The organism is Candidatus Omnitrophota bacterium, from assembly GCA_028717245.1.
Taxonomy (GTDB): domain Bacteria; phylum Omnitrophota; class Gorgyraeia; order Gygaellales; family Profunditerraquicolaceae; genus JAGUYA01.
On record JAQUOD010000010.1, the window covers coordinates 15,834 to 40,920 of the forward strand.

Annotated in this window: 30 protein-coding genes; 29 read left to right on the plus strand and 1 reads right to left on the minus strand. The window is 44.3% G+C overall.

All coding sequences use genetic code 11. The features are described 5' to 3' along the window. The first annotated feature begins 30 nt into the window (after positions 1–30). From ilvB to PHV44_06535, 27 genes are all read left to right on the plus strand, one after another. Entirely contained in the window at positions 31–1,695 is a 1,665-nt protein-coding gene (gene ilvB, locus PHV44_06405) for a biosynthetic-type acetolactate synthase large subunit (GenBank protein ID MDD5592900.1), read from the plus strand. Continuing rightward, positions 1,695–2,168: an acetolactate synthase small subunit gene (gene ilvN, locus PHV44_06410; protein MDD5592901.1), complete on the plus strand. Its 474-nt coding sequence runs from the start codon at positions 1,695–1,697 to the stop codon at positions 2,166–2,168. Before ilvB ends, ilvN begins: the two co-directional genes overlap by 1 nt. A 24-nt stretch (positions 2,169–2,192) precedes the next feature. Continuing rightward, positions 2,193–3,185: a ketol-acid reductoisomerase gene (gene ilvC, locus PHV44_06415; GenBank protein ID MDD5592902.1), complete on the plus strand. Its 993-nt coding sequence runs from the start codon at positions 2,193–2,195 to the stop codon at positions 3,183–3,185. Between the two features lie 75 nt (positions 3,186–3,260). After that, positions 3,261–4,766, plus strand: a complete 1,506-nt coding sequence (locus PHV44_06420; GenBank protein ID MDD5592903.1) for a 2-isopropylmalate synthase — start codon at positions 3,261–3,263, stop codon at positions 4,764–4,766. A gap of 22 nt (positions 4,767–4,788) precedes the next feature. Continuing rightward, entirely contained in the window at positions 4,789–5,643 is an 855-nt protein-coding gene (locus PHV44_06425) for a shikimate dehydrogenase (protein ID MDD5592904.1), read from the plus strand. Beyond that, positions 5,640–6,452, plus strand: coding sequence for a prepilin peptidase (locus tag PHV44_06430; protein MDD5592905.1), 813 nt, complete (start codon positions 5,640–5,642; stop codon positions 6,450–6,452). Before PHV44_06425 ends, PHV44_06430 begins: the two co-directional genes overlap by 4 nt. 30 nt (positions 6,453–6,482) lie before the next feature. After that, positions 6,483–8,525 carry a diguanylate cyclase gene (locus tag PHV44_06435; GenBank protein MDD5592906.1) on the plus strand — a complete coding sequence of 681 codons (2,043 nt, stop codon included), beginning with the start codon at positions 6,483–6,485 and terminating at the stop codon, positions 8,523–8,525. Positions 8,526–8,668: 143 nt separating this feature from the next. Further along, positions 8,669–9,388, plus strand: a complete 720-nt coding sequence (locus PHV44_06440) for an ATP-binding protein (protein MDD5592907.1) — start codon at positions 8,669–8,671, stop codon at positions 9,386–9,388. A 31-nt stretch (positions 9,389–9,419) separates the two neighbouring features. Next, positions 9,420–10,352: a DNA recombination protein RmuC gene (locus tag PHV44_06445; GenBank protein MDD5592908.1), complete on the plus strand. Its 933-nt coding sequence runs from the start codon at positions 9,420–9,422 to the stop codon at positions 10,350–10,352. Positions 10,353–10,410: 58 nt separating this feature from the next. After that, positions 10,411–10,632 carry a DUF167 domain-containing protein gene (locus PHV44_06450; protein ID MDD5592909.1) on the plus strand — a complete coding sequence of 74 codons (222 nt, stop codon included), beginning with the start codon at positions 10,411–10,413 and terminating at the stop codon, positions 10,630–10,632. A 2-nt stretch (positions 10,633–10,634) separates the two neighbouring features. Further along, on the plus strand, positions 10,635–11,381 hold the full coding sequence (pgeF, locus tag PHV44_06455) for a peptidoglycan editing factor PgeF (GenBank protein MDD5592910.1): 747 nt from the start codon (positions 10,635–10,637) through the stop codon (positions 11,379–11,381). A gap of 2 nt (positions 11,382–11,383) precedes the next feature. Beyond that, complete coding sequence (locus PHV44_06460) at positions 11,384–11,626, plus strand: hypothetical protein (protein MDD5592911.1); 243 nt, start codon at positions 11,384–11,386, stop codon at positions 11,624–11,626. A 90-nt stretch (positions 11,627–11,716) separates the two neighbouring features. Beyond that, entirely contained in the window at positions 11,717–12,190 is a 474-nt protein-coding gene (locus tag PHV44_06465; protein MDD5592912.1) for a flavodoxin domain-containing protein, read from the plus strand. Further along, positions 12,187–12,498 (plus strand): divalent-cation tolerance protein CutA, encoded by a 312-nt coding sequence (locus PHV44_06470; protein MDD5592913.1) that lies wholly within the window; start codon positions 12,187–12,189, stop codon positions 12,496–12,498. Before PHV44_06465 ends, PHV44_06470 begins: the two co-directional genes overlap by 4 nt. Beyond that, positions 12,482–13,156: a cytochrome c biogenesis protein CcdA gene (locus PHV44_06475; protein ID MDD5592914.1), complete on the plus strand. Its 675-nt coding sequence runs from the start codon at positions 12,482–12,484 to the stop codon at positions 13,154–13,156. The genes PHV44_06470 and PHV44_06475 overlap by 17 nt, the downstream gene beginning before the upstream one ends. Then, complete coding sequence (locus PHV44_06480) at positions 13,150–13,644, plus strand: TlpA disulfide reductase family protein (GenBank protein ID MDD5592915.1); 495 nt, start codon at positions 13,150–13,152, stop codon at positions 13,642–13,644. The genes PHV44_06475 and PHV44_06480 overlap by 7 nt, the downstream gene beginning before the upstream one ends. Then, positions 13,641–15,005, plus strand: coding sequence for a nicotinate phosphoribosyltransferase (locus tag PHV44_06485; protein MDD5592916.1), 1,365 nt, complete (start codon positions 13,641–13,643; stop codon positions 15,003–15,005). The genes PHV44_06480 and PHV44_06485 overlap by 4 nt, the downstream gene beginning before the upstream one ends. After that, complete coding sequence (locus tag PHV44_06490; protein ID MDD5592917.1) at positions 15,006–15,632, plus strand: lactate utilization protein; 627 nt, start codon at positions 15,006–15,008, stop codon at positions 15,630–15,632. Positions 15,633–16,068: 436 nt separating this feature from the next. Further along, a complete protein-coding gene (locus PHV44_06495) occupies positions 16,069–16,365 on the plus strand; it encodes a YggT family protein (protein MDD5592918.1) in 297 nt (98 codons plus the stop codon). Between the two features lie 18 nt (positions 16,366–16,383). Then, positions 16,384–16,848: a pyridoxamine 5'-phosphate oxidase family protein gene (locus tag PHV44_06500; protein MDD5592919.1), complete on the plus strand. Its 465-nt coding sequence runs from the start codon at positions 16,384–16,386 to the stop codon at positions 16,846–16,848. An 11-nt stretch (positions 16,849–16,859) separates the two neighbouring features. Further along, on the plus strand, positions 16,860–17,897 hold the full coding sequence (locus PHV44_06505; protein ID MDD5592920.1) for a methionine synthase: 1,038 nt from the start codon (positions 16,860–16,862) through the stop codon (positions 17,895–17,897). A gap of 127 nt (positions 17,898–18,024) precedes the next feature. Further along, positions 18,025–18,570 (plus strand): 2-oxoacid:acceptor oxidoreductase family protein, encoded by a 546-nt coding sequence (locus PHV44_06510; GenBank protein ID MDD5592921.1) that lies wholly within the window; start codon positions 18,025–18,027, stop codon positions 18,568–18,570. A gap of 29 nt (positions 18,571–18,599) precedes the next feature. Further along, positions 18,600–18,872: a 4Fe-4S binding protein gene (locus tag PHV44_06515; GenBank protein MDD5592922.1), complete on the plus strand. Its 273-nt coding sequence runs from the start codon at positions 18,600–18,602 to the stop codon at positions 18,870–18,872. Between the two features lie 74 nt (positions 18,873–18,946). Then, positions 18,947–20,134, plus strand: coding sequence for a pyruvate ferredoxin oxidoreductase (gene porA / locus PHV44_06520; GenBank protein ID MDD5592923.1), 1,188 nt, complete (start codon positions 18,947–18,949; stop codon positions 20,132–20,134). Beyond that, on the plus strand, positions 20,124–21,005 hold the full coding sequence (gene porB / locus PHV44_06525; protein ID MDD5592924.1) for a pyruvate synthase subunit PorB: 882 nt from the start codon (positions 20,124–20,126) through the stop codon (positions 21,003–21,005). The genes porA and porB overlap by 11 nt, the downstream gene beginning before the upstream one ends. A gap of 92 nt (positions 21,006–21,097) precedes the next feature. After that, on the plus strand, positions 21,098–21,577 hold the full coding sequence (locus PHV44_06530; protein MDD5592925.1) for a ferritin-like domain-containing protein: 480 nt from the start codon (positions 21,098–21,100) through the stop codon (positions 21,575–21,577). A 120-nt stretch (positions 21,578–21,697) separates the two neighbouring features. Then, entirely contained in the window at positions 21,698–21,880 is a 183-nt protein-coding gene (locus PHV44_06535; GenBank protein MDD5592926.1) for a ferredoxin, read from the plus strand. Between the two features lie 65 nt (positions 21,881–21,945). Here PHV44_06535 and PHV44_06540 read toward each other — a convergent pair whose 3' ends face one another. After that, positions 21,946–23,403: a peptidylprolyl isomerase gene (locus PHV44_06540; protein MDD5592927.1), complete on the minus strand. Its 1,458-nt coding sequence runs from the start codon at positions 23,401–23,403 to the stop codon at positions 21,946–21,948. A 204-nt stretch (positions 23,404–23,607) separates the two neighbouring features. On the opposite strand from PHV44_06540, the gene PHV44_06545 reads away from it, so the two are divergent. Both PHV44_06545 and PHV44_06550 read left to right on the plus strand, forming a co-directional pair. Beyond that, the gene (locus tag PHV44_06545) at positions 23,608–24,627 is read left to right on the plus strand and encodes a type II secretion system F family protein (protein ID MDD5592928.1); all 1,020 of its coding nucleotides are present in this window, start codon (positions 23,608–23,610) and stop codon (positions 24,625–24,627) included. A gap of 51 nt (positions 24,628–24,678) precedes the next feature. Further along, positions 24,679–25,038 (plus strand): prepilin-type N-terminal cleavage/methylation domain-containing protein, encoded by a 360-nt coding sequence (locus tag PHV44_06550; GenBank protein ID MDD5592929.1) that lies wholly within the window; start codon positions 24,679–24,681, stop codon positions 25,036–25,038. Positions 25,039–25,087 lie beyond the last annotated feature (49 nt).

Genomic DNA, 25,087 nt, shown 5'->3' on the forward strand with positions numbered 1-25,087 from the left:
GTTACGAGTTACGAGTTACGAGTTACGACAATGACTGGTGCGCAGATATTAATTGAGTGCTTAAAGCGCGAAGGCGTAGAAGTAATCTTCGGCTATCCCGGCGGACAGGTCCTGCCTATTTTTGATAAGCTTTATGACGCGGGCCTAAAATTTATTTTAACCCGCCATGAGCAGGGCGCAGCCCATGCCGCAGACGGATACGCCCGGGCAACGGGAAAAACAGGGGTTTGCCTTGCAACTTCCGGCCCCGGCGCAACCAATCTGGCCACGGGCATTGCCAATGCTTATATGGATTCTATTCCCTTGGTGGCAATCACCGGACAGGTCAAATCTTTTCTGATCGGTAATGATGCCTTTCAGGAAGCAGATATTACCGGGATTACCCGTCCCATCACCAAACACAATTATCTGGTCAAAGACGTAAAGGATTTAGCGCGGATTGTACGCGAGGCCTTTTATATTGCCTCAAGCGGCCGGCCCGGCCCGGTAGTGATTGATATTCCTTCGGATATCCAGATGCAGGATACGGAATTCATCTGGCCGGAAACAGTAGACATCCGCAGTTATAAACCTACCTACTACGGCCACCCGGGGCAGATTAAAAAAGCAGCTAAGCTGATTGCGCAGGCAAAAAAACCCATCCTTTACATCGGAGGCGGGATTATTACTAGCGGAGCAAGTTTCGTATTAAGAGAGTTGGCGGAAAAAATTCAGGCGCCGGTTACCTGGACCCTAATGGGCATAGGCGCTTTCCCTGCTACGCATAAACTCTCCTTAGGTATGCTGGGTATGCACGGCACAGGTTATGCTAACCACGCCATCATGGAGGCGGATATAATCATCGCAGTAGGCGCGCGTTTTGATGACCGCGTCACCGGAAGAATTGATACCTTTGCCCCCGGAGCAAAAGTTATCCACATTGATATTGACCCGGCATCGATTAGTAAGAATATTAAGGTTGATGTGCCGATAGTAGGAGATGCCCGGAATATAATCGGTGAATTATTGGAGCAGCTAAAGAAGGCCCCTGATACGAGTGAATGGTTAAAAATAGCAGAGGGCCTAAAGAGAAAATACCCTTTAAAATATAAAGATGACGGAAAAATTAAGCCGCAATATGTGGTAGAGCAGCTTTATGAAGTTACCAAGGGCAACGCCATTATAACCACTGAAGTAGGCCAGAACCAGATGTGGGCGGCGCAGTGGTATAAATACGACCATCCGCGCACATTCATCTCCAGCGGCGGGTTAGGCACGATGGGCTTCGGTTTTCCGGCGGCCATGGGCGCAAAGATAGGATGCCCTGATAAAACCGTGATTGATATTGCCGGAGACGGCTCAATCCAGATGAACATACAGGAACTGGCCACCTGCGTCTGTAATAAAATAAACGTAAAGGTAGCCATTTTAAATAACGGATATTTAGGCATGGTCAGGCAGTGGCAGGAATTATTTTATAAAAAACGCTATTCGCAAGTCTGTATCACTTCGCCTGATTTCGTGAAGTTAGCAGAGAGTTACGGGGCAGAGGGTATACGGGTTGCCAAAAAAGAAGATGTCCGTCCGGCAATCGAAAAGGCGCTTGCCATAGACAATACGGTTTTCATTGATTTTAGCGTCGAGCCGGAAGAGAATGTTTACCCGATGGTTCCGGCAGGCGAGGCCATAAACAGGATGATAGAGGGGTTGGCATAATGAGGCACACAATATCGGTCTTAGTAGAGAACAAGTTCGGTGTTTTAGCGCGCATTGCAGGATTATTCAGCGCGCGCGGATATAATATCGCTTCTTTAGCGGTAAGCGAGACGCTTGAGCCGGGTACTTCTTATATGACTATAGTGGTAGAGGCAGAGGATGAGAAGGTCTTAGAGCAGGTAAAGAAGCAGTTGAATAAACTTATAGACGTAATTACGGTAACTGACTTTACCAAGAAAGAGCATGTTGAACGCGAGCTGATCTTGCTGAAAATCAATTATTCGGCGAAGGATAAGGCTAGGTTAGACAATATTATCAATAAATATGTTTCAAAAATAATCCAGCATAAGGGTGATACCGCTATATTAGAAGCTATAGGCGACCAGCATCAAATCAGGGGGTTGCTTGAAGATTTGAAACCCTTCGGGATTAAAGAATTGGTCAGGACAGGCAGGATTGCAATAGCGTATTGATTAAATTTACGAAAGGGGTAAACAATGGCAAAAATTTACTATGATCAGGATGCGGATTTAAATCTCTTGAAAGATAAGACAATCGCGATTATCGGCTATGGTATTCAGGGCCGGGGCCAGGCCCTATGCCTACGCGATTCCGGATGCAGGGTGATTATTTCCGAATTAGAAGGAACACCCAATTTTGAACAGGCAAAGCAGGATGATTTTACGCCGGTTCCTGCTGCTGAAGCAGCCAGGGCTGCGGATATCATCCAGATTCTCACCCAGGATCATGTCCAAGCCAAGGTTTATAAAGAGAGCATCAAGCCAAACTTAAAAAAAGGCAAGGCGTTATGTTTTTCCCACGGTTTTAATATCCGTTTTAAACAGATAAAGCCCCCGAAAAATGTGGATGTCTTTATGATTGCACCTAAGGGGCCGGGTGCTTTGGTCAGGCGTATGTATGAAGAAGGTAAAGGCGTGCCCTCTCTGGTAGCAATTTTTCAGGATGCAAGCGGCTCAGCAAAGCAGATAGCTTTAGCCTATGCCAAGGCTATCAGGGCCACTAAGGCAGGAGTAATTGAGACCACATTTGATGAGGAGACCGAAACCGATTTATTCGGCGAACAGGCAGTGCTCTGCGGCGGGGTCACGGAACTGATTAAGGCCGGGTTTGATACCCTGGTTGAGGCCGGATATCAACCTGAGATTGCCTATTTTGAGGTCCTGCACGAATTGAAATTAATTACCGACTTGATTCAGGAGACAGGCATATCCGGGATGCGCCGCCGGGTCTCCAATACTGCCTGTTACGGCGATTTAAGCCGCGGGCCGATGATTATTACTGCTAAGACGCGTAAGGTTATGAAGAAACTTTTAAAAGATATCAAATCCGGAAAGTTCGCCCGCGAGTGGATTAAAGAAAATGAGGCAGGCAGGCCGAACTTTAATAGTTTATTAAAAGCAGGCGATGAACACCCCATAGAAAAAGTCGGGCAGCAACTTCGAGAGATGATGCCCTGGATGAAGAAGTAAATTTTGCACCAGGTGCAAATCCAATCGGGCACCTGGTGCGGAATCAAGATTGTACCTGTACCTTATGTTGATAACATGGAAAAGATAATTATTTTTGATACCACATTACGCGACGGGGAGCAGGCGCCGGGGGCGTCAATGAACAGCTTCCAGAAAATGGAAGTGGCTAACCAGCTGGAAAAGCTGGGGGTGGATATTATTGAAGCGGGTTTCCCTGTTGCTTCCCCGGATGATTTCATAGCAGTAAGCGCTATCGCAAAAAAAGCAAAGAGAAGCGCTGTCTGTGCCCTTGCCCGCTGCATTAATAAAGATATTGAATCCGCCGGCAAGTCCGTAAAAAGGGCGAGGCATCCGCGTATACATTTATTTTTGGCAACTTCTAAAATCCACTTAAAGTATAAATTTAAAAAAGCCGAAGATGAGATAGTAGCTATTGCCCGGGATTCTATCAGGCAGGCTAAAAAATTCTGTGCTGATATTGAATTCTCTCCGGAAGACGCCACTCGTACAGATAAAGACTTTCTATTCCGCATGGTTGAAATGGCTATAGGTGAGGGCGCACGCACGATTAATATTCCCGATACGGTCGGCTACAGCTATCCGCAGGAAATTTTTACCCTGATTACAGATATTAAGCAGAATGTCCCGAATATAAATAAGGCGGTGATTGCCATCCATTGTCATAATGATTTAGGCCTGGCAACGGCAAATTCCCTTTCTGCGGTTCTTGCCGGCGCACGCCAGGTGCATTGCACGATTAACGGTATCGGCGAACGCGCAGGGAATGCTTCGTTAGAAGAAATAATTATGGCTATGAAGACCCGCCACGATGTTTTTGGTAATTTTTATACTAATATCTGTACTACGGAAATATACCCGACCTCCCGCCTGGTGAGTAAGGTCACCGGTTTTGCGGTGTCTCCTAATAAAGCTATCGTCGGCAGGAATGCCTTTGCCCATGAAGCTGGCATACATCAGGACGCGATATTAAAGAAGAGGATTACTTATGAAATTATGGATCCCCGCGATGTCGGTATCTCCGAAAGTTCCTTGATTTTAGGAAAACATTCTGGCAGGCATGCCTTCCGTCAAAGGCTGAAGACTTTAGGGTTTCATCTGGACGAAACCAGGCTGAATAAGGCCTTTGTGCGATTTAAAGAACTCGCTGACAAGAAGAAAAATATTTTTGATGACGACTTAATCTCCATAGTAGAAGACGAAACCAAGGCCGTAAAGCCCGTTTGGGCCTTTGAGAGTTTTGAGATTAATTCCGGGACAAGGATTGCCCCTTTGGCTAAAGTAAGCCTAAAATATAAAAATAAGGTTATCTCAGCGAAATCTTCCGGAGATGGCCCGGTGGATGCCTGCTTTAAGGCCATTGATAAAGCTACGGGCATAAAAGGCGAGCTTCAGGACTACCGGATAGAAGCAGTCACTAAAGGTAAGGATGCCCTGGGAGAAGTGAGCCTGAAGTTAAAGGCCAAGGCGCGCGTAGTTACTGCCCGCGGCTCAAGTACCGATATCATCGAGGCATCTATCAGGGCTTATATTAATGCCCTCAATAAAATCGAAAGCCTTTAGTTTTCACTCCCTAAAAAAGGTAATGACTGACAACCCATCCGCTAAAAAAATCTACGGCTTAATCGGGTATCCCGTCAAACACAGCCTCTCACCGGCAATGCACAACGCCGCATTCCAAGCCTTAAATATCAACGCTGAATATAAACTATTCGAATTAAAACCAGAAGAGTTGGAAGGCTTCCTTAGCGGGGTTAAAAAAAATAATATTTTCGGCCTCAATGTAACCGTGCCCTATAAAGAAAAGGTCATGCCTTTTCTGGATAATCTATCCGAAGAAGCAAAATTAATCGGCGCGGTAAATACTATAAAATGTTCAGGTGAAAAACTAGAGGGTTTCAATACTGACGGAGCCGGTTTCTTGGAACATCTGATACAGGATTTAAAATTTGATCCGGCAGGGAAAGATATTGCCATCATAGGAGCTGGAGGAGCAGCAAGGGCAGTTTCCGTATCTTTAAGTAAGAAGGGGCCTAAGGGTATAGCTATTTATGACATAGATAAAAGCAAACTATCGGCACTAATCAGCCATTTGCAAGAAAATTTTAAGGGGATAGATTTTATAGCGGCGCCTTCCGTAGCGCAACTCAACCTGAAAAATGTTGATTTGCTGGTGAACGCCACGCCAATAGGCATGAAAGAAAGCGACCCCTGCCCGATAGAAGATATTCCTTTATCCGGCGGGTTATTAGTTTATGATTTAATCTATAATCCCCAGGAAACCAAATTACTGAAAATCGCTAGAGCAGGAGGCAGCTGCGTAGCTAACGGCTTAGGCATGCTTCTTTATCAAGGGGTTGAATCCTTTGAATTCTGGACGGGACAGAAGGCGCCCGTTGAAGTTATGCGCCAGGCGCTAAGCGAAGCCATAAATAAATGACAGGGAAAATTTTAGTATTTATTTTCGGCTCTATCGTCGGAAGTTTCTTAAATGTCTGTATCCACCGCCTGCCCTTAGGCGAATCCGTGGTCTGGCCGCATTCCCATTGCCCTAAATGCCAGAAGAAGATCCCCGCATATGATAATATCCCTTTTTTAAGTTACCTGCTCTTGAGAGGGAGATGCCGTTTTTGTAAAGAAAGGATATCATTGAGGTATCCCTTGGTTGAGCTATTGACCGCAATAATTTTTCTCGCGCTTTTTAAACACTATGGCCTGAGTTATGATTTTGTGGTCTTTATGGTTTTGGCCTGCGCCTTGGTTATTGCTACCTTTGTGGATATACAGCACCGTATTATCCCCGATGAAGTTTCTATCGGCGGCATGATTTTAGGATTCATTTTGACCTCGGTTAAGGGCTTTGCTTTAAAACCCCTAAGCTATAACCCGCAACCCCTCTATAATTCCCTTTTGGGTATTATTACCGGCGGCGGGATTATTTACCTTACCGGTTTTTTATTTGACTTAATCTATTTTAAGCTTCTTAAAAAGCCGCCTATCCAGGGCGAAACCGAATCTATGGGCTTAGGCGACGTAAAACTATTAGCCATGATCGGCGCCTTTTTGGGTTGGCAGAAGGTAATTTTAGTTTTTTTTCTCGCGTCTTTCTTCGGAGTAGTTATAGGCGTGATAAATCTCATCGTGAAAAAAGACCACACCCTGCCCTATGGTCCGTTCCTGTCCCTGGCAGCCATTTTTTCTATATTCTGGGCAGCCAAGATAATTCATATATTCCTGCCTCTTTATTAAGCATTTTTCTAACTTCTAAGGAGTAAGCCGATGGGTTCACATAAGAAGGATACCTCTATTTCTTCTGCGGCAGCTAAGCGTAGCTGGACAGAAGAGGAATTACAAAAAAAACAAGAAGAGCTGCAGATTATTTTTGATTCCATCCCGGCTATGATTTTTTATAAAGATAAAGATAACAGGATGGTCCATGTCAACAGGGCCTTTATTGAAACTATGGGTTTAAACAAGGAGAAAATAGAAGGCCGGTCCTGCTTTGAGCTTTGGCCTGAACAGGCAGATGGTTATTGGTGCGACGATAAAGAAGTTATGGAATCGGGAGAGCCTAAAACAGGCATTATTGAACCCTTGATTACTGCAAAGGGCAAGATATGGGTTGAAACGGATAAGATACCTTACAGAAATGAAAAAGGAGAGATCGTAGGAGTAATCGGCTTTGCTCTTGATGTTACTTACCGTAAAGAGGCGCAAGAGGCATTGACGCAGAGCGAAGAAGAGTACCGTAGCCTGGTGAACAATGTAAATATCGGCGTATATAGAAACACGCCCGAACTGCATGGCCGTTTCCTCAAGGTGAACCCGGCAATGGCCAAAATGTTTGGTTATGGCTCTCCTGAGGAGCTGATGCAAATAGAAGTTTCGCAGTTATACCAGGACCCGCAAGACAGGGCGAGGTTCATAGAGAAAATTAAAAAAACAAATTTTGCGCAGGAAGAAGAACTCAGGATGAAAAAGAAAGACGGCTCATCTATCTGGGCCGCCGTAACGGCAAAAGTTAATTTTGATAATAACGGCAAGCCTCAATGGATAGACGGAGTTATTGAGGACATCACCGAACGCAAAAAAGCAAGGCAGGAGCTGGAGTTATTGAATAAAGAGCTGGTAAAGTCTAACCAGAAGCTGAAACAGCTGGTGTTACGTGACCCCCACACCGGGCTCTTTAATCATCGTTACCTGGGAGAAGTAATTGAGGCGGAATTCCATCGCGCCAAAAGATACGCCCATCCGCTCTCCGTAATGATGCTGGATATAGATTATTTTAAGTCCGTAAATGATGTTTACGGTCATCTTTTTGGAGACCTGGTGTTGAAGCAGCTGGCCAGGCAGCTGAAGGGGGTAGTGCGCCAATACGATATCGTGATTAGGTTCGGGGGGGAGGAATTTATGATCGTCTCCCCCGGTATAGACAGAATGCAAGCCTTAACATTGGCCCGGAGGATTCTGGATGCCATCAATCTGTATAATTTCGGAGACAAGAACCAGACGGTAAAATTGAAATTAAGCATTGCCGTAGCTTCTTACCCTGAAGATAGGATAAACAAGGGCATGGACCTGGTGGCGATAACCGACGAGATCTTAAGCAAGGTTAAGGAATACGGCGGTAATAATGTATATTCTATTCTGGACATAAATAAAAAAGAACGCCGGGAATCGCAAAACGGCAGGAGTGGTAAAGTCAAACCCAATGTAAAATCTTTGCAGGATAAGATAGAAAAACTGACTAAGCGCACGAATCAGAGCCTTATTGAAGCAGTCTTTGCCTTTGCCAAGACCATTGAATTAAAAGACCATTCTACGGGTGAGCATGTAGAGAAGACCGTGCAGTATGCCACGCAAATTGGCCGGGCATTAGGTTTAACCGAAGAGGAGATAGACCAGATTAAGCAGGGGACTATACTGCATGACCTGGGAAAAATCGGTATCAGCGAAAAGATCCTGGTTAAAAAATTAAAGCTGACCAGGCAGGAATTCGAAGAGATTAAAAAACACCCGCAGATCGGCGTAGATATTATCCGGCCGATTAAATTCCTGCATAATATAATCCCCCTTATCCTCTATCACCATGAAAGATGGGATGGCCGGGGTTATCCTAACGGCTTAAAAGGAGAAGAAATACCCATAGGGGCGCGCGTAATTGCCCTGGCAGATGTCTATCAGGCCTTGACCTCTGACCGTCCTTACCGCAAGGCATATTCCATAGAAGAAGCCCTTAAGATAATCAGTAAGGGCTCTGGTACCCAGTTTGACCCCCGCATGGTTACTAAATTCCTGCAACTCCTGCAGCCCAAAAAATAGTCCCCCCTGCATATTTATATTGACCGCTTCAGCGTAGCCGTATAATATATTAGGGACGGTTCTCAAGCCAAAGCAAGAAGTGTCCCCAAAAAGGGACACTTCTCCGATTAAGTTGAGAACCGTCCCTATAGAAGAGAGGAGAAATGGCAGTATTGCAGGGCCCGGAGTTCTATATCTCTAAGAGAGTGGGCAGGGCGATTATGGATTACCAGATGCTCTCTGAAGGCGATAAAATCGCCGTGGCAGTATCCGGAGGCAAGGATAGCCTGACGCTCCTTCGTCTCTTAGTTGACCGCCAGAAATTCGTGCCCATAAAATATGAAGTATTGGCCGTGCATATAGATTTAGGTTATCCGCGTTCCTGCGCCAGGGCATTAACGGGATATTTTAAAAAAATCGGGGTCAAATACCACATTGAAAAGGTAGATATACTCAGGAAGGCCAGGCGTAAAGATATCAATTGTTTCTGGTGTTCCTGGAACAGAAGGAAGTCCCTTTTTGAGGTAGCAGACAGGTTCGCTTGCAGTAAGGTTGCCCTGGGCCACCACAAAGACGATATTATAGAAACGATTTTGATGAATTTATTTTTTAACGGCGAGATTTCGGCAATGTCGCCCAGGCAGGTATTGTTCAAAGGAAAGATTGTCCTTATCCGGCCCCTTGCCTATGTGGAAGAAGATATGATTAAGCGTTTTGCCGGGCTTGAAAACCTGCCCCATGAAACCTGTGTCTGCCCCAACTCTATTACTTCAAACCGCACCAGGGTCGCCAATATCATCAAAGGCCTAAGGAAGGTCTCCCCCGACGTCAAGACCAATATTTTTAGAAGCATAAAGCGGATAAAAAAGGATTATTTGCTTTGATAAGTGAAAAAGAGAGTGCTATAATAACACTATGCTTTGGCTCATAGGTTTATTATTTCTGGCATTATCCTTCGTCATTATCGCCCTCGTTTTAAAGATTTCCTCCCAGGTTAGCGAACGCCTGAACCAGATGAACCAGTCGTTGATAGAGGCCAATAAGATTATCGGCCAGAACTTAGGTTCAGCCACAACCGTCTTCGGCAATGTAAAAGAGCAGTTGGGCAAACTGGAAAAGACTAACCAGCAGATCGTGGAGATAAGCAAGGATATCTCCAGCCTCCAGGAGTTACTGCGCGCCCCTAAATTCCGCGGCTCAATGGGAGAGGCGCTTCTGGAAAATTTATTAGCCCAGGTCCTGCCGAAGGGGCATTACCAGATGCAGTACCGTTTTAAGTCAGGCGATGCCGTAGATGCGGTGATCCGCTTAGGCGAACGCCTGGTCCCGGTGGACGCCAAATTCAGCTTAGAGAATTTCCAGAAGATGCTGGATACCCAGGATGAGCAGGAGAAGAACGCCTATCGCAGGAAATTTATCCAGGACGTAAAAAACAGGGTCGAGGAAATCAGCGCCAAGTATATCCTGCCGCAGGAGAATACCTATGATTTTGCGCTGATGTATATCCCGGCGGAGAATGTATATTATGAAGTGATTATCAAGGAAGATATTTTTTCTTACAGTATGTCCAAGAAGGTCATCCCCGTATCGCCCAATACCTTTTACGCTTACCTGCAGGTAATCTGCCTGGGGCTTAAAGGCTTAAAGATAGAGGAGAACGCCAAAAATATACTGAAGAATTTAAGTATGCTCTCCATCGAAATCAATAAATTCAAGGAAGATTTTGATATCCTGGGTAAGCATATTTCCGGGGCCAGCGCTAAATACGAAGATACCCAGAAGAAGCTGGATAGGTTTTCCGACCGGCTTAGCAATATCCAGGACAATAAACGGATAGAGGGCAAGTAATTAAAAAATCTAAGGCTTTAAAGCCGCAGCCTTTTCCTACCGGCATACAAAAAAAGAAGTGATTATCAATATCCGCGTTATACCCAAGGCAGGCAGGACGTTAGTCAAACAGGAAAATAATTATTTCAAAGTTTACCTTACTCAATCCCCCCATGAAGGCCTGGCTAATAAACAGTTAATTGAGGTGTTGGCAGAACATTTCCATCTGAAAAAATACCAGGTTAAGATTATCAAGGGTGAGAAATCCAGGGACAAGGCAATAGAAATCAATATCCCTTAAAGATGCCGGAAGAAAATAAGAAATATCGTATATTTGAAAAATTCCCCGATGCAGGGTTGGTATATTCTTTCAGCAGCCGCGCTAGCGGAAATATGTCTTTATGCTACGGCGATACCAAAGATTCTTTAGAAAACCGTAAGCTTTTTTTAAAGGCATTAGGCATTGATTATCAGCGCCTCGTATGTGCTAAACAGGTTCACGGTAAAACAGTCCGATATATGGGAGAGGATGATAAAGGCAGGGGCGCCTTATCTGGTGATACCGCTATCCCTGATACGGATGCTTTGGTAACCGATAAGAAAAATTTACCGTTGGCGATATTGACTGCAGATTGTTTGCCTGTATTTTTATACGATCCTAAAACGCCTGCTATCGGATTAGCACATGCGGGTTGGCGTAGTACCTCCTTTAATATCTCTGGGGAAACCGTGAAATTAATGCGGGAAAGATTCCATACCGATGCCGGAAATTTTTTAGTAGGTTTTGGCCCGGTCATAAGAAGCTGCTGTTATGAAGTGAAAGAAGAATTGAGCGGTTTTTCTCCTTGCGAATTTATCAAGAGGGGACAGCGTTATTATCTGGATTTAGCGGTAATAAACAGAAAACAACTCTTAGGTTCAGGCGTTAAAGAGGAGAATATCTTTGACTGCGGCATTTGCACTGTCTGTCATAACAAGGATTTTTTTTCTTATCGCCTGGAACAAGGTTCTTCCGGCAGGATGATGTCGGTAATGATGCTGAAGGATTAAAAATGCATAAGTACCATCTGGAGTTCATCTTAAATATCTTCCCGGCTATACCTATGGAAACCCTAAGGAATTCTTTAGTAGAATTCGGCGAAAATTTAGAGATTTCGCAAGCCCTACAGGATAACGATATAAAAGGGGAGGACTTTAAGGTATGTATATATACCGATGACCCGACTATCATCTTTGATACCTGCGCGCAGTTCGGTAAGATGAAGTCCATAAAAATCGAGGAAAAACACAGTTAGTGTCAAAGTGTCAGTGTATCAAAGTGTCAGAGAAAAAACTTTGATACTCTGATACCTTGACACAAACGTATCTAAAAGGAGATGATAAAAATGGCCAGGGCATTAGTTATTTACTATTCACGTAGCGGTAACACCAAAAAGATGGCAGAATCCGTCGCAGAAGGCATTGAGAAAGAAGGATTAGAAACAGTTATCAAGGAGATAAAAGATGTAAAGGCGGATGAATTACTGCAGTATGAAGCCATAGCCATAGGTTCGCCTACCTATTATGGGACAATGGCTTATGAAATTAAAAGGCTTTTGGATGAATCGGTCAAATTTCACGGAAAACTTGACGGCAGAGTCGGGGCGGCATTTTCTTCTTCTGCTAATATCGGCGGCGGCAATGAAACCACTGTTTTAGATATCTTGAAGGCCATGCTTATTCATGGTATGATTATTCAAGGTGACCCGCAGGGAGACCACTACGGCGCAGTAGCCATTGACGCACCGGATACGCGCTCCACCAAGCAATGCCTGAGATTAGGCGTAAGAGTAGCAAAATTAGTGAAGAGATTAAAATGAATACAATAATTTTTGTCACCGCTAGCCATAAGAAAGAGGCGGAAAAAATCGCTTCAGCGCTAATTAAGGCAAAGTTGGCTGCCTGCGTCAATATCATCCAGGGTGTGCATTCTTTGTTCCGGTGGCGGGGGAAAATAGATCGGGCCAGAGAAATACTTTTAATAATTAAGACCAGGAAAACGCTCCTGTCTTGGGTGATAAAAAAGGTGAAGTCCCTGCACAGCTATAGCGTGCCGGAAGTTATTGCCTTACCCATTATCGCCGGAAATAAAGAATACCTGAAGTGGCTAAATGATTCTACCAGATAATTCCTTAACTTATATAGGCGCTTTTTTAGGCGGCTTGGGTTTAAGTTTTTCGCCCTGCGTTTACCCTTTGGTGCCGGTGACCCTGGGTTTTATCGGAGTTGAGGCGGGCTCTTCGCGCCTGCGGGGGTTCATCTTTAGCCTGGTCTATGTATCGGGCATTGCGGTCACCTATTCTATATTAGGGCTCGTTGCCTCCCTTAGCGCAGGATTATTCGGCAGGATTTCTACCCATCCTGTTTCGTTCCTGATTATAGGCAATGCCTGTATTATCTCCGGCTTATCTTTTTTTGACGTCATCCATATCAATTTCTCCGGGATTCGCCTGCAGCATAAAATAAAAATGACAGGCGGTATCCTTTCTGTTTTTCTTCTTGGCCTTACTTCTGGGTTGGTGATTAGCCCCTGCACAGCGCCTGCCTTAGGCACAATATTGCTTTATGTGGCCACCAGGCAAAATATATTTTATGGCGCCAGCCTTTTATTCGTCTTTGCTTACGGCATGGGTTTTCTCTTGATCCTAACCGGGACCTTCAGCTCTATTTTTATGAACCTCTCCAAATCCCATGCCTGGCTTAAGGTGGTGAAGAAACTCTCTGGCTTTATCATGCTGGGAATCGGAGAATATTTCCTGATTATGGCCGGGAGGCTGATGTGGTAAAAAAACCGCTTTTGTTTATCTTCTGCCTGATATTAATGCAGAATTTTTCTTATGCCGCAGCAGTCCCCCCTAAACCTAAGACTAGTGAATTGGCGCCTGCGCCTGACTTTATGCTTTTGGATTTAGAGGGTAAAGAGATTTCTCTTGCCGCCTTAAAGGGTAAACCCATAATATTGTTTTTCTGGACGACCTGGTGCCCTTACTGCCGGGGCGAGCTCAAAGAACTAAACGATAAACAGGCAGAGATATCCCGGAATGATACGCAGGTATTGGCGATAAATATAGAGGAGCCCGCCGAGAAGGTAGGGAGGTTCATGAATAACCGGCTGGTATTTTATAAGGTTCTTTTAGATAAAGAGGCCTCCGTTGCCAATAGTTATAGCGTAATAGGAGTGCCTACTTATGTCTACATTAATAAAGCAGGCTACATTGCCTCTTCCAGCAATTATTTCTCGCATAGTAAGTATGAGGATATCGCCTTAAAATGACACCGCAATACCCCAACCCATTATTATTAGATTTATACGAATTGACTATGGCCCAGAGTTATTTTATTTACCGAAGGGCCACCCTGGCTACCTTTGATTTGTTTGTCAGAGAGCTCCCTAAGAACCGCGCGTATCTGGTTGCCTGCGGCCTGGAAGATGTTTTGAATTATATAAGAAATTTAAGGTTCAGCAAAGAGGACCTGGAATATTTAAAGGGCCGTAAGATTTTTTCGAAGGATTTTCTGCGTTATTTAAGCCGTTTTAGATTTAAGGGCGATATCTGGGCAATGCCCGAAGGGAGTATATTTTTTGCCAATGAGCCGGTTATACGCGTTACGGCTTCGATCATCGAAGCCCAGATTATCGAGAGTTTCCTGCTCAATACCATAAACTTACAGACGATGATTGCCAGTAAGGCCTCGCGCGTGGTCTTAGCGGCTAAGGGCAGGGGTGTTTATGATTTTTCTTTAAGAAGGACGCATGGTTCTGACGCCGGGATCAAGGTAGGACGCGCTTCTTTTATCGCCGGCTTCAGCGGGACCTCTTGCGTATTGGCAGGAAAATTATACCGGATACCCCTTATAGGCACTATGGCGCATTCCTACGTGATGTCTTTTAAACATGAGCTGGATAGTTTTCTCGCTTATGCTAATACCTTCCCTGGGAAGACGACCCTGATTGTGGATACTTATAATACAAAGAAGGGTATTGAGAATGCCGTCAGGATAGGCCTCTACCTTAAAGCAATAGGGCATAAAATGCAGGGTATCCGGCTGGATAGCGGAGATATCGTAAGTCTATCTAAATTAGCCAGGAAGATGTTAAATCAGGCGGCTTTAAGTTATGTAAAGATTTTTGCCAGCGGCAATCTGGATGAGTTCAGGATAAAAAACCTGTTGGATGAGGGTGTTTTGGCGGATAGTTTCGGCGTAGGGACGAATATGGGTGTTAGCATTGACGCGCCCTGCCTGGATGTAGTTTATAAAATAAGCGAGGTTACCGGCGAAAATGGTAAATTCTTACCTACGATGAAATTAAGCCGAGGGAAAATTACTTATCCGTCGAGAAAACAGGTTTTTCGGGTCCTGGGCGCAAGAGGCGACTTTATAAAAGACATCCTGGGTTTAGATAAGGAAAAAATAAGAGGCAGGCCATTACTGATAAAGGTGGTGGAGAAGGGTAGGATAATTTATAAGATGCCCTCTTTAGAGAAGGTAAGGGCATTTGTCAGGGATAGCCTTTCTAAGATTACGCGGGACTTGAAGGATATTTATTTTAAGGTAGAATACCCGGTTTTGATCAGCCCGCAGTTAAAAAAAATAAGGCATAGCTTGTCTTCTCAGCTGAGAAGGAGGCAATAGGTGGAGCTAAAAATAGAAAATCTGCTTAAGAATTGGCAGAAAAGGAATATCGCCGGCCTTTATTGCGGGAATAAAGAAGAGGCAACCGAAAAAATCCTGGAAATTATACCTTTAGCCAGCAGCGTCGGTATTTCCGGTTCAGTAACCCTTGACGCATTAGGCATAGTCAAGCGCCTAGAAGGCCGCGGTAATCCGGTATTCAGCCAGTATAAAAACAACATTTCAAAAGAAGAGAGTTTGAATTTAAGGAGGCAGGGCGCGGCTGCTGATTATTACCTGGCCAGCGCTAATGCCATTTCGCAAAAAGGCGAGCTGGTTTTTTTTAGCGGTTTTGGTAATCGTACGGCAGGTATCTCCTATGCCAAGAATGTAATTATCGTTGCCGGCGTGAATAAAATCGCGCCGGATATTCAGGAGGCAATAAAACGGGCGAGGTGCTACGCCACGCCCCTGAATTGCAAGCGGCTTAACTGGAATACGCCTTGTTTTAAAGACGGTATCTGCCGCCAGGAGATCTGTTTATTCCCCGAATATAAAAGGATGTGCTGTCAGGTTTTAATTATTGAAGCAGAAGTCACTCCGGACAGGCTGAAGGTAATATTAGTTAATGAAAATTTAGGATTTTAAATGAATCTGCCGCTTTTCTCGCTTACGAGGTAGCGGGTCCTGCCGCGTGAGCGCCTCTCGCCAAATTTGGCTCGAGGCATCTCCCGCGTCACCCGCAAACACAATATTCTTAGCAGCCAGATGAAAATTCGCCAGATTTATTTGTGAGTAAGTAGTTAGAATAAATTTTAGTGTTTTGCTGGAGCGTGCATTAGAAAATCTTTGGCAGGAGTGCACAAGGGATTACGTCGAGCGAAAGCCGAGTAACCTTACTCTTACCCGGGTAAGGCTCGAGCGACAGCGAGACGTAAACCGCAGTGCACGGCAAAGATTTTCAGCACGCGGAAGCGAAACACTAAAATAATAACCCAAGATAGGACCCGCTGCCTCGTAAGAGGGGAAAATCGAGCGGTGCTGTGGGAAAGTAAGACAAGACAGCCGCTAATAGGAGAGTAAGATGTTTGTGTTTGGTAACTTCTTGATCGCCATAGCGAAAATTTTGGATGTAGTGCTAATAATACTCTATTGGCTGATACTGGTGCGCGCGTTAATCAGCTGGGTAAGCCCGGACCCCTTTAATCCCCTGGTGCAATTTTTATATAAGACTACTGAACCCATACTCTATCCCATCAGGAAAATCCTGCCTGCAGGATTCGGGATAGATATTTCTCCGATAATTGCATTTTTGGCGATATTGTTTTTCAGGTCATTTTTGGTCAGGACATTAATGGATTTAGCCATAAGATTGAGGTAATCCCGCAAAGGGAGGCGTATGCTATCCGTAAAGATAACCAAACTTTTAAAAAACAGGGCGTTTATCAGCGTGGCTACGGCTGATTTTAACGGCCAGCCGAATGCCGCGCCTAAATTTTTCTTAAAATTAGAAAATAATTTTATTTATCTGGCTGATTATACCATCGGCAAGACCTGGGAGAATTTAAAGGTTAACCCTTGTGTCTCGCTGTCATTTATGGAGCCGGATACGCTGATAGGCTATCAGATAAATGGGGCGGTTGAGATAATAGATAAGGGCCCTGAATATGATAAAATGATGAGTGAGTTCAGGGAAAGAGAAGTAGATCTTTCGGCAAAGCGTATTATCGAAGGCCTCTATAGGGGCCGGGGGCATGAGACTTTTGAATTAACGTTTCCTGAGCGTGTCGTTATCTTTAAAATTAAATTAAAAGATATAGCGGAAATCGGGCCGCGCGGGGACTTAAGGAGAGAGAAAGTATAAGGGAGCTGTATATGAAAGGCCTAAGGGGCTTAGCTACGGGAATAGGGAGCCTGCCGTATCGGGATGCCGACGAAGCATTAGAGGTGATATTTAAATATGTGCCGGATATCCCCTTCTGGCCGCAATTACCCAAGCGCGACATCCGTGAAGGGATGGTGGCGCAGTTTAGCGAGAATTTACCTTGTTTAAGAATAGCGCGCGAAGGTTTATTCTTTTCTGCGCTTGAAGATAAAGACAAGGAACTGGAAATTTTTTATGAGCGTATAATTGCCGGCGAAACGGATTATTTTAAAATAAGCAAGGATTTTGCCTTAGGCCTCTATAAATTTTACCAGAGATTAGAGAATTCCGATCTAAAAAATATAGAGTTTATTAAATGCCAGATTACCGGGCCGTTTACTTTTGCCGCCAGCATAAAGGATGAAAAGGGGAAGGCGCTTTTACACGATAGCGTGTTTATGCAGGCAATTTTAAAAGGCCTGCAGATGAAGGCGCTCTGGCAGATAAAACTTTTTAAAAAATTCGGCAAGAAGATAATTATGTTCCTGGATGAGCCGTATCTGGGCTGTTTTGGCTCTGCCTACACGCCTATAAACAGGGAGGATGTGGTTAAGGGGTTATCGGAGCTTACAGGCCCCATAAAGTCCGATAATGTCTTGATAGGAGTCCACTGCTGCGGCAATACGGATTGGTCTATTTTTACGGATATCCAGGCCATAGATATTATCAATTTCGATGCCTTTGGTTTTTTAGATAAACTCGTTCTTTACGCAGGCAATCTCAACGATTTCTTAAAAAGAGGAGGCATCCTCTGTTGGGGCATAGTGCCGACACAGGAATTTACCGGCCAAGAGACCGTCGCATCCTTTGAAAAAAAGATCAAAGAAGGCATAGATATATTAGGTAAAAAGGGCGTGGATAAGGATTTATTGTTAAGCAGGCTCTTAATCAGCCCGGCTTGCGGCCTGGGCACGCTGGATATCCGGAAATCGGAGAATATATTTAGATTACTTTCAGAGTTATCCTCGTCTATCGGAAAAACTCCCTAAAAATAAATTGTTTGACAAGTTAACTTAAAAATTATATTATAGAGAAGTCTTTTTTTAAGGAGGCAAGGGATTAGATGAACCCCGCCCTTCCTAAGAGGGCTGGGATAGAACAGAAAGGAAGGGCGGGGTGAAAGAAATACGCATCCACGCGCGCGCGGGCCAGGGCGCGATTACTACGGCGGCATTATTAGGGTATGCCTATTTTTTAAAAGGTATGTACCCTTATGCCTTTCCGAATTTCGGCGCAGCCAGGATGGGAGCGCCCATGAATGCCTTTGTGCGCGTAGATGCCAAGCCTGTGCGCCTGCGCAGCCAAATATATGAACCCGATTATGTTCTGGTAATGGACTCAACCCTGATGCGCGGCTTTAATTGTTTTTCCGGCCTGCAAGAGAACGGCGTAGCTATTATTAATGATAAAGAGGGCGCGGAAGCGCCCAAGGTAAAGGCAAAACAAAAAATATTTGTGGTCCCTGCTACTGAAATTGCCCTGAAGGCCATAGGCCGGCCATTAGGTAATACTACATTAATCGGGGCTTTTGCCGCTGCCACAGGAGAATTAGATTTAGACACTCTATTGCAGGTGGTGAAAAAGCGGTTTTCCGGCAAGGCGCAGGAAGGGAATATTCAGGCTATCACGCAGGGATATGAATATATTAAGAAAGCTGTTTAAATGTTTGAAAGTTTGAAAGTTTAAACGTTATGTTCGGACCATTAATAGTAAAACCCGCTAAGTCTAAAGGCGATAAGACCGGCTCCTGGAGAGTTAAGGCCAGGCCAAAATTCCTGCAGAAAAATTGTATTGCCTGTAAGATGTGCGCCTTAATTTGCCCGGAAAATTGCATACAGGGTAAAGAAAAAAACACATATATACCTGATTATAATTATTGCAAAGGCTGCGGACTCTGCGTTCAGATATGCCCCAAAGCCGATATCGAGATGGTAGAAGAGGTTACTGAAGGAGAAAAGAAGTGACCCTTTGACTCGCTTTGCTCGCTTGAGGGCCATCCTGAGCAAGCGGCGAACGGAGGGAGGAGATTGTCGAACGGATGAAAGAGTTTTTGGAAGGTTCTCGCGCGGTTGCCGAAATCGTCAGGCTTTGTAAGCCGGGAGTTATTTCCGCTTATCCTATTACTCCCCAGACGCACATAGTAGAAGAGCTGGCCCAGATGGTAGCCGACGGAGAACTGAACTCCCAGTTTGTTAACGTAGAAAGCGAACATTCGGCAGCGTCGGTAGTCTTAGGCGCTGTTGCTACAGGCGTGCGCGCTTTTACTGCCACCAGCTCACAGGGCTTACTTTATATGGCAGAGGTGCTTTTTAATATTTCAGGGATGCGCCTGCCTTTAGTTATGACTTGCGCCAACCGGGCGATATCCGCGCCGATTAATATCTGGAATGACCAGCAGGACTCTGTATCCTTGCGGGATTCGGGCTGGATACAATTATACGCGGAGAATAACCAGGAGGTAATTGACTTTCATCTCTTAGGTTACCGCTTAAGCGAGGATAAATCCATTATGCTTCCGGTAATGGTTTGTATGGACGGCTTTATATTGACGCACGGGATGGAAGCGGTGGATATGCCCCAGCAGGATCAGGTGGATAAATTTCTGCCTCCCTATAAACCTTTGTATAAGTTAGATACTGCCGAGCCGCTAACTATGGGCCCACTGGCAGACCCGGATTGCTATCTGGAGGCGCGTTTTGCCATTCAGGAGACCTTTAAGGATGTCTTGAAAAAGATCCCCGAGATTTGCGCGGAATTCAAGAGCCAGTTCGGCCGGGATTATAAAGACGGGCTGGTTGAGGAGTATTATATTAAGGACGCGGAAAAAGTCATTGTGGCTATGGGTTCGGTATGCGGGACGATTAAGGAAGCCGTGGATGCGCAAAGGGCAAAGGGTAAAAAAGTCGGCCTCTTAAAAATTATTTCTTACCGGCCATTTCCTTATAGCCGCGTGTACGATATGTTAAAAGACGTGCCTAAGGTTGCTGTTTTGGATAAGGCGGTCTCTTTGGGCGCTTATGCGCCTTTGGCTGTGGAGATAAAAGCGGCATTCTTCGGCAAGAAAAAAACGCCTAAAATAATCAGCAGTTTTGTAGCGGGTTTAGGCGGCAGGGATATCACGCTTGAGTCAATAAGAGATATATTCGCTAAATTAAACCAGAAAGAAGTTAATCTGGAGTTCATTGATTTAAAACCCGAATTGCTTAAAGAGGCATATGGAGAATAACCCTTTGTTTAAACCCGGGCATACTGCCTGCGCAGGTTGCGGGCAGTCTTTAGGGGCGCGTTTAGTCATCGAGGCTGCCGGCAGTAATACTGTGGTGGTCAATAACACCGGATGCCTGGAGGTATTTTCTACCAAGTATCCCGAGACAGCTTGGAATGTGCCTTGGATTCATTCCCTTTTTGAGAATGCCGCAGCAGTCGCCTCCGGAGTAGAGGCAGCCCTTATCTATTTAGGCAAAAAAGATACTACTAATGTGATTGCCCAGGCAGGCGACGGCGGCACAGCCGATATCGGCCTGCAGGCGCTATCCGGGATGTTAGAGCGCGGGCATGATATCTTGTATGTCTGTTATGACAACGAGGCCTATATGAATACCGGCGTGCAGCGCAGCGGCCTGACGCCATTTCATACCAATACTACTACCAGCCCCACGGGCAGCAAATCTCAGGGCAATATCCGTCCCAAAAAACCCATGCCGGAGATCGCCAATGCCCACGGCATACCTTATGTGGCTACTGCTTCTGTCGGATTTCCCCAGGACCTGCAGCGTAAGGTAAAAAAAGCCATATCCATCAAAGGCCCTAAATATATCCAGATACACGTGCCCTGTCCTCTGGGCTGGCGCCATGAGACTAACCTGACCTATCAAATCGCTAAGCTTGCGGTAGAGACGGGTTTATATCCTTTGATTGAATACGAAAATGGCCAATTGACAGCGGTGCGTAAGGTTACACAGCCTAAGCCCGTAGAGGAATACCTTAAACCCCAGGGCAGGTTTAAACATATATTAGCTAACCCTGAAGAAATAAGGAAGATTCAGGAGATCGCGGATAATAACATTAAGAAATATAATCTAAAAGCCGAAACTTAATGTGTCAAGGTGTCAATGTATCAGAGTGTCAAAGAAAAACTTTGATACCTTGATACTTTGATACTATGACACCAATTAAAGGAGGTGTAAAAATGGGTAAACAAGCAAGGGCAATAGTGGAATTGAGTTTAAAGGAACTGGTCAAGGACCTGAACAAGGCATATGCGGATGAGTGGTTAGCATTCTATCTTTATACGTATATGGCACTAATGGTTTCAGGCAAGGCCTACGAAGATATACAGGAGTTTTTGAACAAGATCGCTAAAGATGAATTAGAACATGCGCAGGAAGTCGCGGATATGATTATTAAGTTAGGTGGCATACCCATTGCCAATCCTATGGAACTGGAAAAGAACGCCAACAGTCCCTATATGATGCCGCCAAAGAACAGTTCCGATATCAACAGGATTATACGCATAGTCTTAGAAGCTGAAGCAGGCGCGATCGATGTCTACAATAAAATCGCCAAGAAGACTTTAGGCAAAGACAACGTTACTTATCAGTTAGTCACGCATATATTATCCGAAGAAGTAGACCACGAAGAGACGTTTGAAAATCTATTAGAGAGATAATTTAAAAAACAGCTTTAAGCTGTAAGCCGTAAGCTAAAAAAAGAAAGTTAATTTTACATATTGAAAAGCTTATAGCTTAACGCTTATAACTTACAGCTGAATACGGAGGTTGATATAACGATGAGTAAGGTAAGTGTAGATGTTTCCACATGCGTGGGGTGCGGTTTATGCGAACAGTCTTGCCCGGAAGTATTCGAGGTGGGAGGCGATGGTATCGCCCACGTGAAAGCCCAAAGTTGCGCTTTACATAATCTGCAGGAAGTATCCGAGCAGTGCCCGGTTAATTCCATTAAGATAAGTTAAGTTTTTTATGGTGTAGGAAAGTATAAAGCACTTTCCTAACCACTGAAAATCGCACTTTAAGGTTATTACCGAAGGCGATTTTCTTGGAACGCCTGCGTTTTTCTCTTTGATTCCTCAATGAACGCGGTGAAGTATTCTATTTTTTTCTGCAGCAATAATCTTTTAGCAAATTCTTCTTTTTCTTCTTTAAATTTAGCCTCATCAATAGGGGTTTTTGTTTTTAATCTGATGATATAAAAACCCGAAGGCATCTTGATAATCTGGCTGAATTCTTTTCCTTTTAGGCTTAAAGCAGCAGTAAAAAGAGTATCCGATACGCCGACCCCCTCTATATAACCGCCATACTTAAACATACCGGTCGATTTTGATTTTAAACCATAAATATCAGCTGCTTTATTGAAATCCGCAGCCTTGGATTTATCCGGGTATGACTCCCGCAGTTTTTTCAGGCAATTTTCTATTTTTTCTTGCGCGATTTCCTGCGATTTATCTCTGATAAATTCTTCTTCTACTTTGTCTTTTATCGCTAAGAAATCAGGTATATAAGATTCTTTCCTTTCTTTCAGTTTTAATATGTAATAGTATTTATCCATACGTATAGGCGGTGAAAATTCTCCTGTTTTTAATTTCGCAATCAAACTGAAGATTTGCGGCGACCAGCCAATACCGGGGATAGGGTCTGTCTGGCTAAAAAATCCGGTTTCCTTTATTTCCAGGCCAAACGCTTTGGCTACTTTTACGAAATCTTCCCTTTTATTTAAGCGCCAGAAGAGTTTCTTGATTTTATCCTGCGTTGCCTCTTCGTCTGTATCTTTGGCGGGCAAAGAGAGGTATTCTATATTAAAAGAAACAGGCTGCTTGAATTTAAGGGGATTTTTTGTGAAATAACCTTTTAAGCCTTCTTCAGAGGCATTTACCTCTTTTATAAAATCAGCCGGTATAGCGGCAATATAATACAGGTCTATCTGTTCGTTTATTTTTTCGTATTCTTGCCTGGTTATTTCCTCGGATATGCGTATATCGTCGGTAAGTTTTTTGTAAAGTTTTGAGATAGCCAGGTTTTGCCGGGCCTGTTCTTCAAAAACGCGCGGCTGGGTGCGGAAGACATACTGCAGCATCTGGGAGTATACCTGATTATTAAAGCGCCCGTTTTTATCCAGGAAGAAGGGATAGCCCTGGATTAATTCCACAACCTCTTTATCGCTTGCGTTTATTTTTCGTTTTTTTGCCTCGGCCAACAAAATCAATCTTTCCCAGGCCTGAGATTCCAGGTTGAGATTTTTTTCTATTTCTGAGAGATTATCCCCGAATTGGATGATTGCCTGGTTTTTTACCGCATCCAGGGCGTCTTTATATTGCAGGGGCGTTATCTTCTTGCCGTAGATTATTCCGACATAAGTAGCTTCCTGTTTGTTACGCATAAAACTGCCGAAACCCCAGAATACGAATGCCGGCACAATCAGGAGTATGAGGACAATCCAGATTTTTTTCGCTGTTTTCTTATGGCGTAATTTCTTAAGCATTGCTTCACCTCTTTTTAAGGATTTATTATAATTCAAAATCACAATATTGCAACCATTTCTTATAGAAAAGGGACAGGTACAATCTCAACTTCGCACCAGGTGCCCGATTAGCTTCGCACCAGGTGCTAAATTTTGAGCTTTACAAAATAAACTTGGCTCGGTATAATAAAGCCGGTATCTATTCAAATCAAGGAGCCGCAAGTAATGGTCATACCCTTTACACGCCAGCTATATACCCTTATAAAGACAGGTATCCCGCTTTTAAAGGCCCTGCAGATTATCTCTACGCAGCTACAGCCGGGCAGGTTCAAAAAGACTGTGGAAGGGGTAATACAGAATATCCAGGAAGGCAAGAGTTTTTCCGAGGCCTTAGGCAGCGCACCCAGGGTATTTTCCTCCTTATACATCAACATGATCAAGGCAGCGGAGGTAAGCGGCAACCTGACTGAAATACTTAAAGAACTATCCCAGCACCTCGTCGAGAGCCGTAAGATTAACCGCCAGGTCCAGGCTGCCTTTATGTACCCCATCCTTGTTTTAATCATTGCTACCGTTATTCTGGTGGGCCTGCTGATGTTTGTCTTACCGGTCTTTATGCGCATATTTGAAGATATGGGCGGCAGCCTTCCTCCGACCACCCTGTTCCTTATTAACTTAAGCAAATTCCTCCAGCATTGGGGCTGGATTTTTCCGGTTTTATTCGCTATTCTCTCCGTTATAGTTTTTCTGATGTCCCGCCGGCCGGCTGGTAAACAGATTATCAATAATTTTCTCTGGCGTGTGCCTTTATTCGGCAAGCTGACTAAGATTATGGAGATAGGCAGGTTCTGCCGTACCCTGGGCACATTATTATCGTCGGGCGTGACATTGACAAAAGCCATGGAGGTATTGTATGAGACTACCTCCGCAGTCCTGCTGCAGAATGCCTTAGAGGACATCCGTTATCAGGTAGAGCAAGGTAAGAGTCTTTCTGGCGCAATGGAGGAAACAGGATTATTCCCGTTGACCTTGGTCAGGATGATCCAGGTAGGAGAGGAGAGCGGAAAAATCGCCGATTTATTCTTAGAAATAGCGCATGACTATGAAGAAGAGGTATCATTTGCCGTTACCGGCCTATTATCCTTACTTGAGCCGGTTTTGATTGTAGTTATGGGCGCAATCGTAGGTTTTATCGTTGTCTCCTTATTCTTCCCCATCTTTACCTTAAGCGGTATGGTTAAATAATGTATCAAAGTGTCAAAGAAAAAACTTTGATACTTTTGACACCCTGACACTATGACACTAATTATCAGAAAGGGTTTTACTTTAGTTGAAGTCCTACTTGCCATATTTATCCTGGGATTAGGCATGGTTACTTCTTATAACCTTTTCCCCCTTGGCTTGCAATCCTTATCCTATGCCCGCCGGCTTAATGAGGTTTATTTCCTTGCTGAAAAGAAAATGGAAGAACTGAAGTCACAGCCGAACATAGGGCTTGGCGAGACAAGCGGTAAAGAAAAAGATTTGCTCTGGACTATCTATACTAAATCCTTGAAATTACAGGAAGGCGTAGAGTTGATTTATGTTGAATTAGATATAGACCTTATTTTTATGGGTAGGACAGAAAGACAGAGGTTCGTGACTTATCTTCCTTAAGGTATCAGGGTGTCAATGTATCAAAGTGTCAAAGAAAAAACTTTGATAC

Coding starts and splice junctions, on each gene's coding strand:
- ilvB (MDD5592900.1), top strand. CDS start 31: ATGACTGGTGCGCAGATATTAATTGAGTGCTTAAAGCGCGAAGGCGTA.
- ilvN (MDD5592901.1), top strand. CDS start 1,695: ATGAGGCACACAATATCGGTCTTAGTAGAGAACAAGTTCGGTGTTTTA.
- ilvC (MDD5592902.1), top strand. CDS start 2,193: ATGGCAAAAATTTACTATGATCAGGATGCGGATTTAAATCTCTTGAAA.
- PHV44_06420 (MDD5592903.1), top strand. CDS start 3,261: ATGGAAAAGATAATTATTTTTGATACCACATTACGCGACGGGGAGCAG.
- PHV44_06425 (MDD5592904.1), top strand. CDS start 4,789: ATGACTGACAACCCATCCGCTAAAAAAATCTACGGCTTAATCGGGTAT.
- PHV44_06430 (MDD5592905.1), top strand. CDS start 5,640: ATGACAGGGAAAATTTTAGTATTTATTTTCGGCTCTATCGTCGGAAGT.
- PHV44_06435 (MDD5592906.1), top strand. CDS start 6,483: ATGGGTTCACATAAGAAGGATACCTCTATTTCTTCTGCGGCAGCTAAG.
- PHV44_06440 (MDD5592907.1), top strand. CDS start 8,669: ATGGCAGTATTGCAGGGCCCGGAGTTCTATATCTCTAAGAGAGTGGGC.
- PHV44_06445 (MDD5592908.1), top strand. CDS start 9,420: ATGCTTTGGCTCATAGGTTTATTATTTCTGGCATTATCCTTCGTCATT.
- pgeF (MDD5592910.1), top strand. CDS start 10,635: ATGCCGGAAGAAAATAAGAAATATCGTATATTTGAAAAATTCCCCGAT.
- PHV44_06460 (MDD5592911.1), top strand. CDS start 11,384: ATGCATAAGTACCATCTGGAGTTCATCTTAAATATCTTCCCGGCTATA.
- PHV44_06465 (MDD5592912.1), top strand. CDS start 11,717: ATGGCCAGGGCATTAGTTATTTACTATTCACGTAGCGGTAACACCAAA.
- PHV44_06470 (MDD5592913.1), top strand. CDS start 12,187: ATGAATACAATAATTTTTGTCACCGCTAGCCATAAGAAAGAGGCGGAA.
- PHV44_06475 (MDD5592914.1), top strand. CDS start 12,482: ATGATTCTACCAGATAATTCCTTAACTTATATAGGCGCTTTTTTAGGC.
- PHV44_06485 (MDD5592916.1), top strand. CDS start 13,641: ATGACACCGCAATACCCCAACCCATTATTATTAGATTTATACGAATTG.
- PHV44_06495 (MDD5592918.1), top strand. CDS start 16,069: ATGTTTGTGTTTGGTAACTTCTTGATCGCCATAGCGAAAATTTTGGAT.
- PHV44_06500 (MDD5592919.1), top strand. CDS start 16,384: ATGCTATCCGTAAAGATAACCAAACTTTTAAAAAACAGGGCGTTTATC.
- PHV44_06505 (MDD5592920.1), top strand. CDS start 16,860: ATGAAAGGCCTAAGGGGCTTAGCTACGGGAATAGGGAGCCTGCCGTAT.
- PHV44_06515 (MDD5592922.1), top strand. CDS start 18,600: ATGTTCGGACCATTAATAGTAAAACCCGCTAAGTCTAAAGGCGATAAG.
- porA (MDD5592923.1), top strand. CDS start 18,947: ATGAAAGAGTTTTTGGAAGGTTCTCGCGCGGTTGCCGAAATCGTCAGG.
- porB (MDD5592924.1), top strand. CDS start 20,124: ATGGAGAATAACCCTTTGTTTAAACCCGGGCATACTGCCTGCGCAGGT.
- PHV44_06530 (MDD5592925.1), top strand. CDS start 21,098: ATGGGTAAACAAGCAAGGGCAATAGTGGAATTGAGTTTAAAGGAACTG.
- PHV44_06535 (MDD5592926.1), top strand. CDS start 21,698: ATGAGTAAGGTAAGTGTAGATGTTTCCACATGCGTGGGGTGCGGTTTA.
- PHV44_06540 (MDD5592927.1), bottom strand. CDS start 23,403: ATGCTTAAGAAATTACGCCATAAGAAAACAGCGAAAAAAATCTGGATT.
- PHV44_06545 (MDD5592928.1), top strand. CDS start 23,608: ATGGTCATACCCTTTACACGCCAGCTATATACCCTTATAAAGACAGGT.
- PHV44_06550 (MDD5592929.1), top strand. CDS start 24,679: ATGACACTAATTATCAGAAAGGGTTTTACTTTAGTTGAAGTCCTACTT.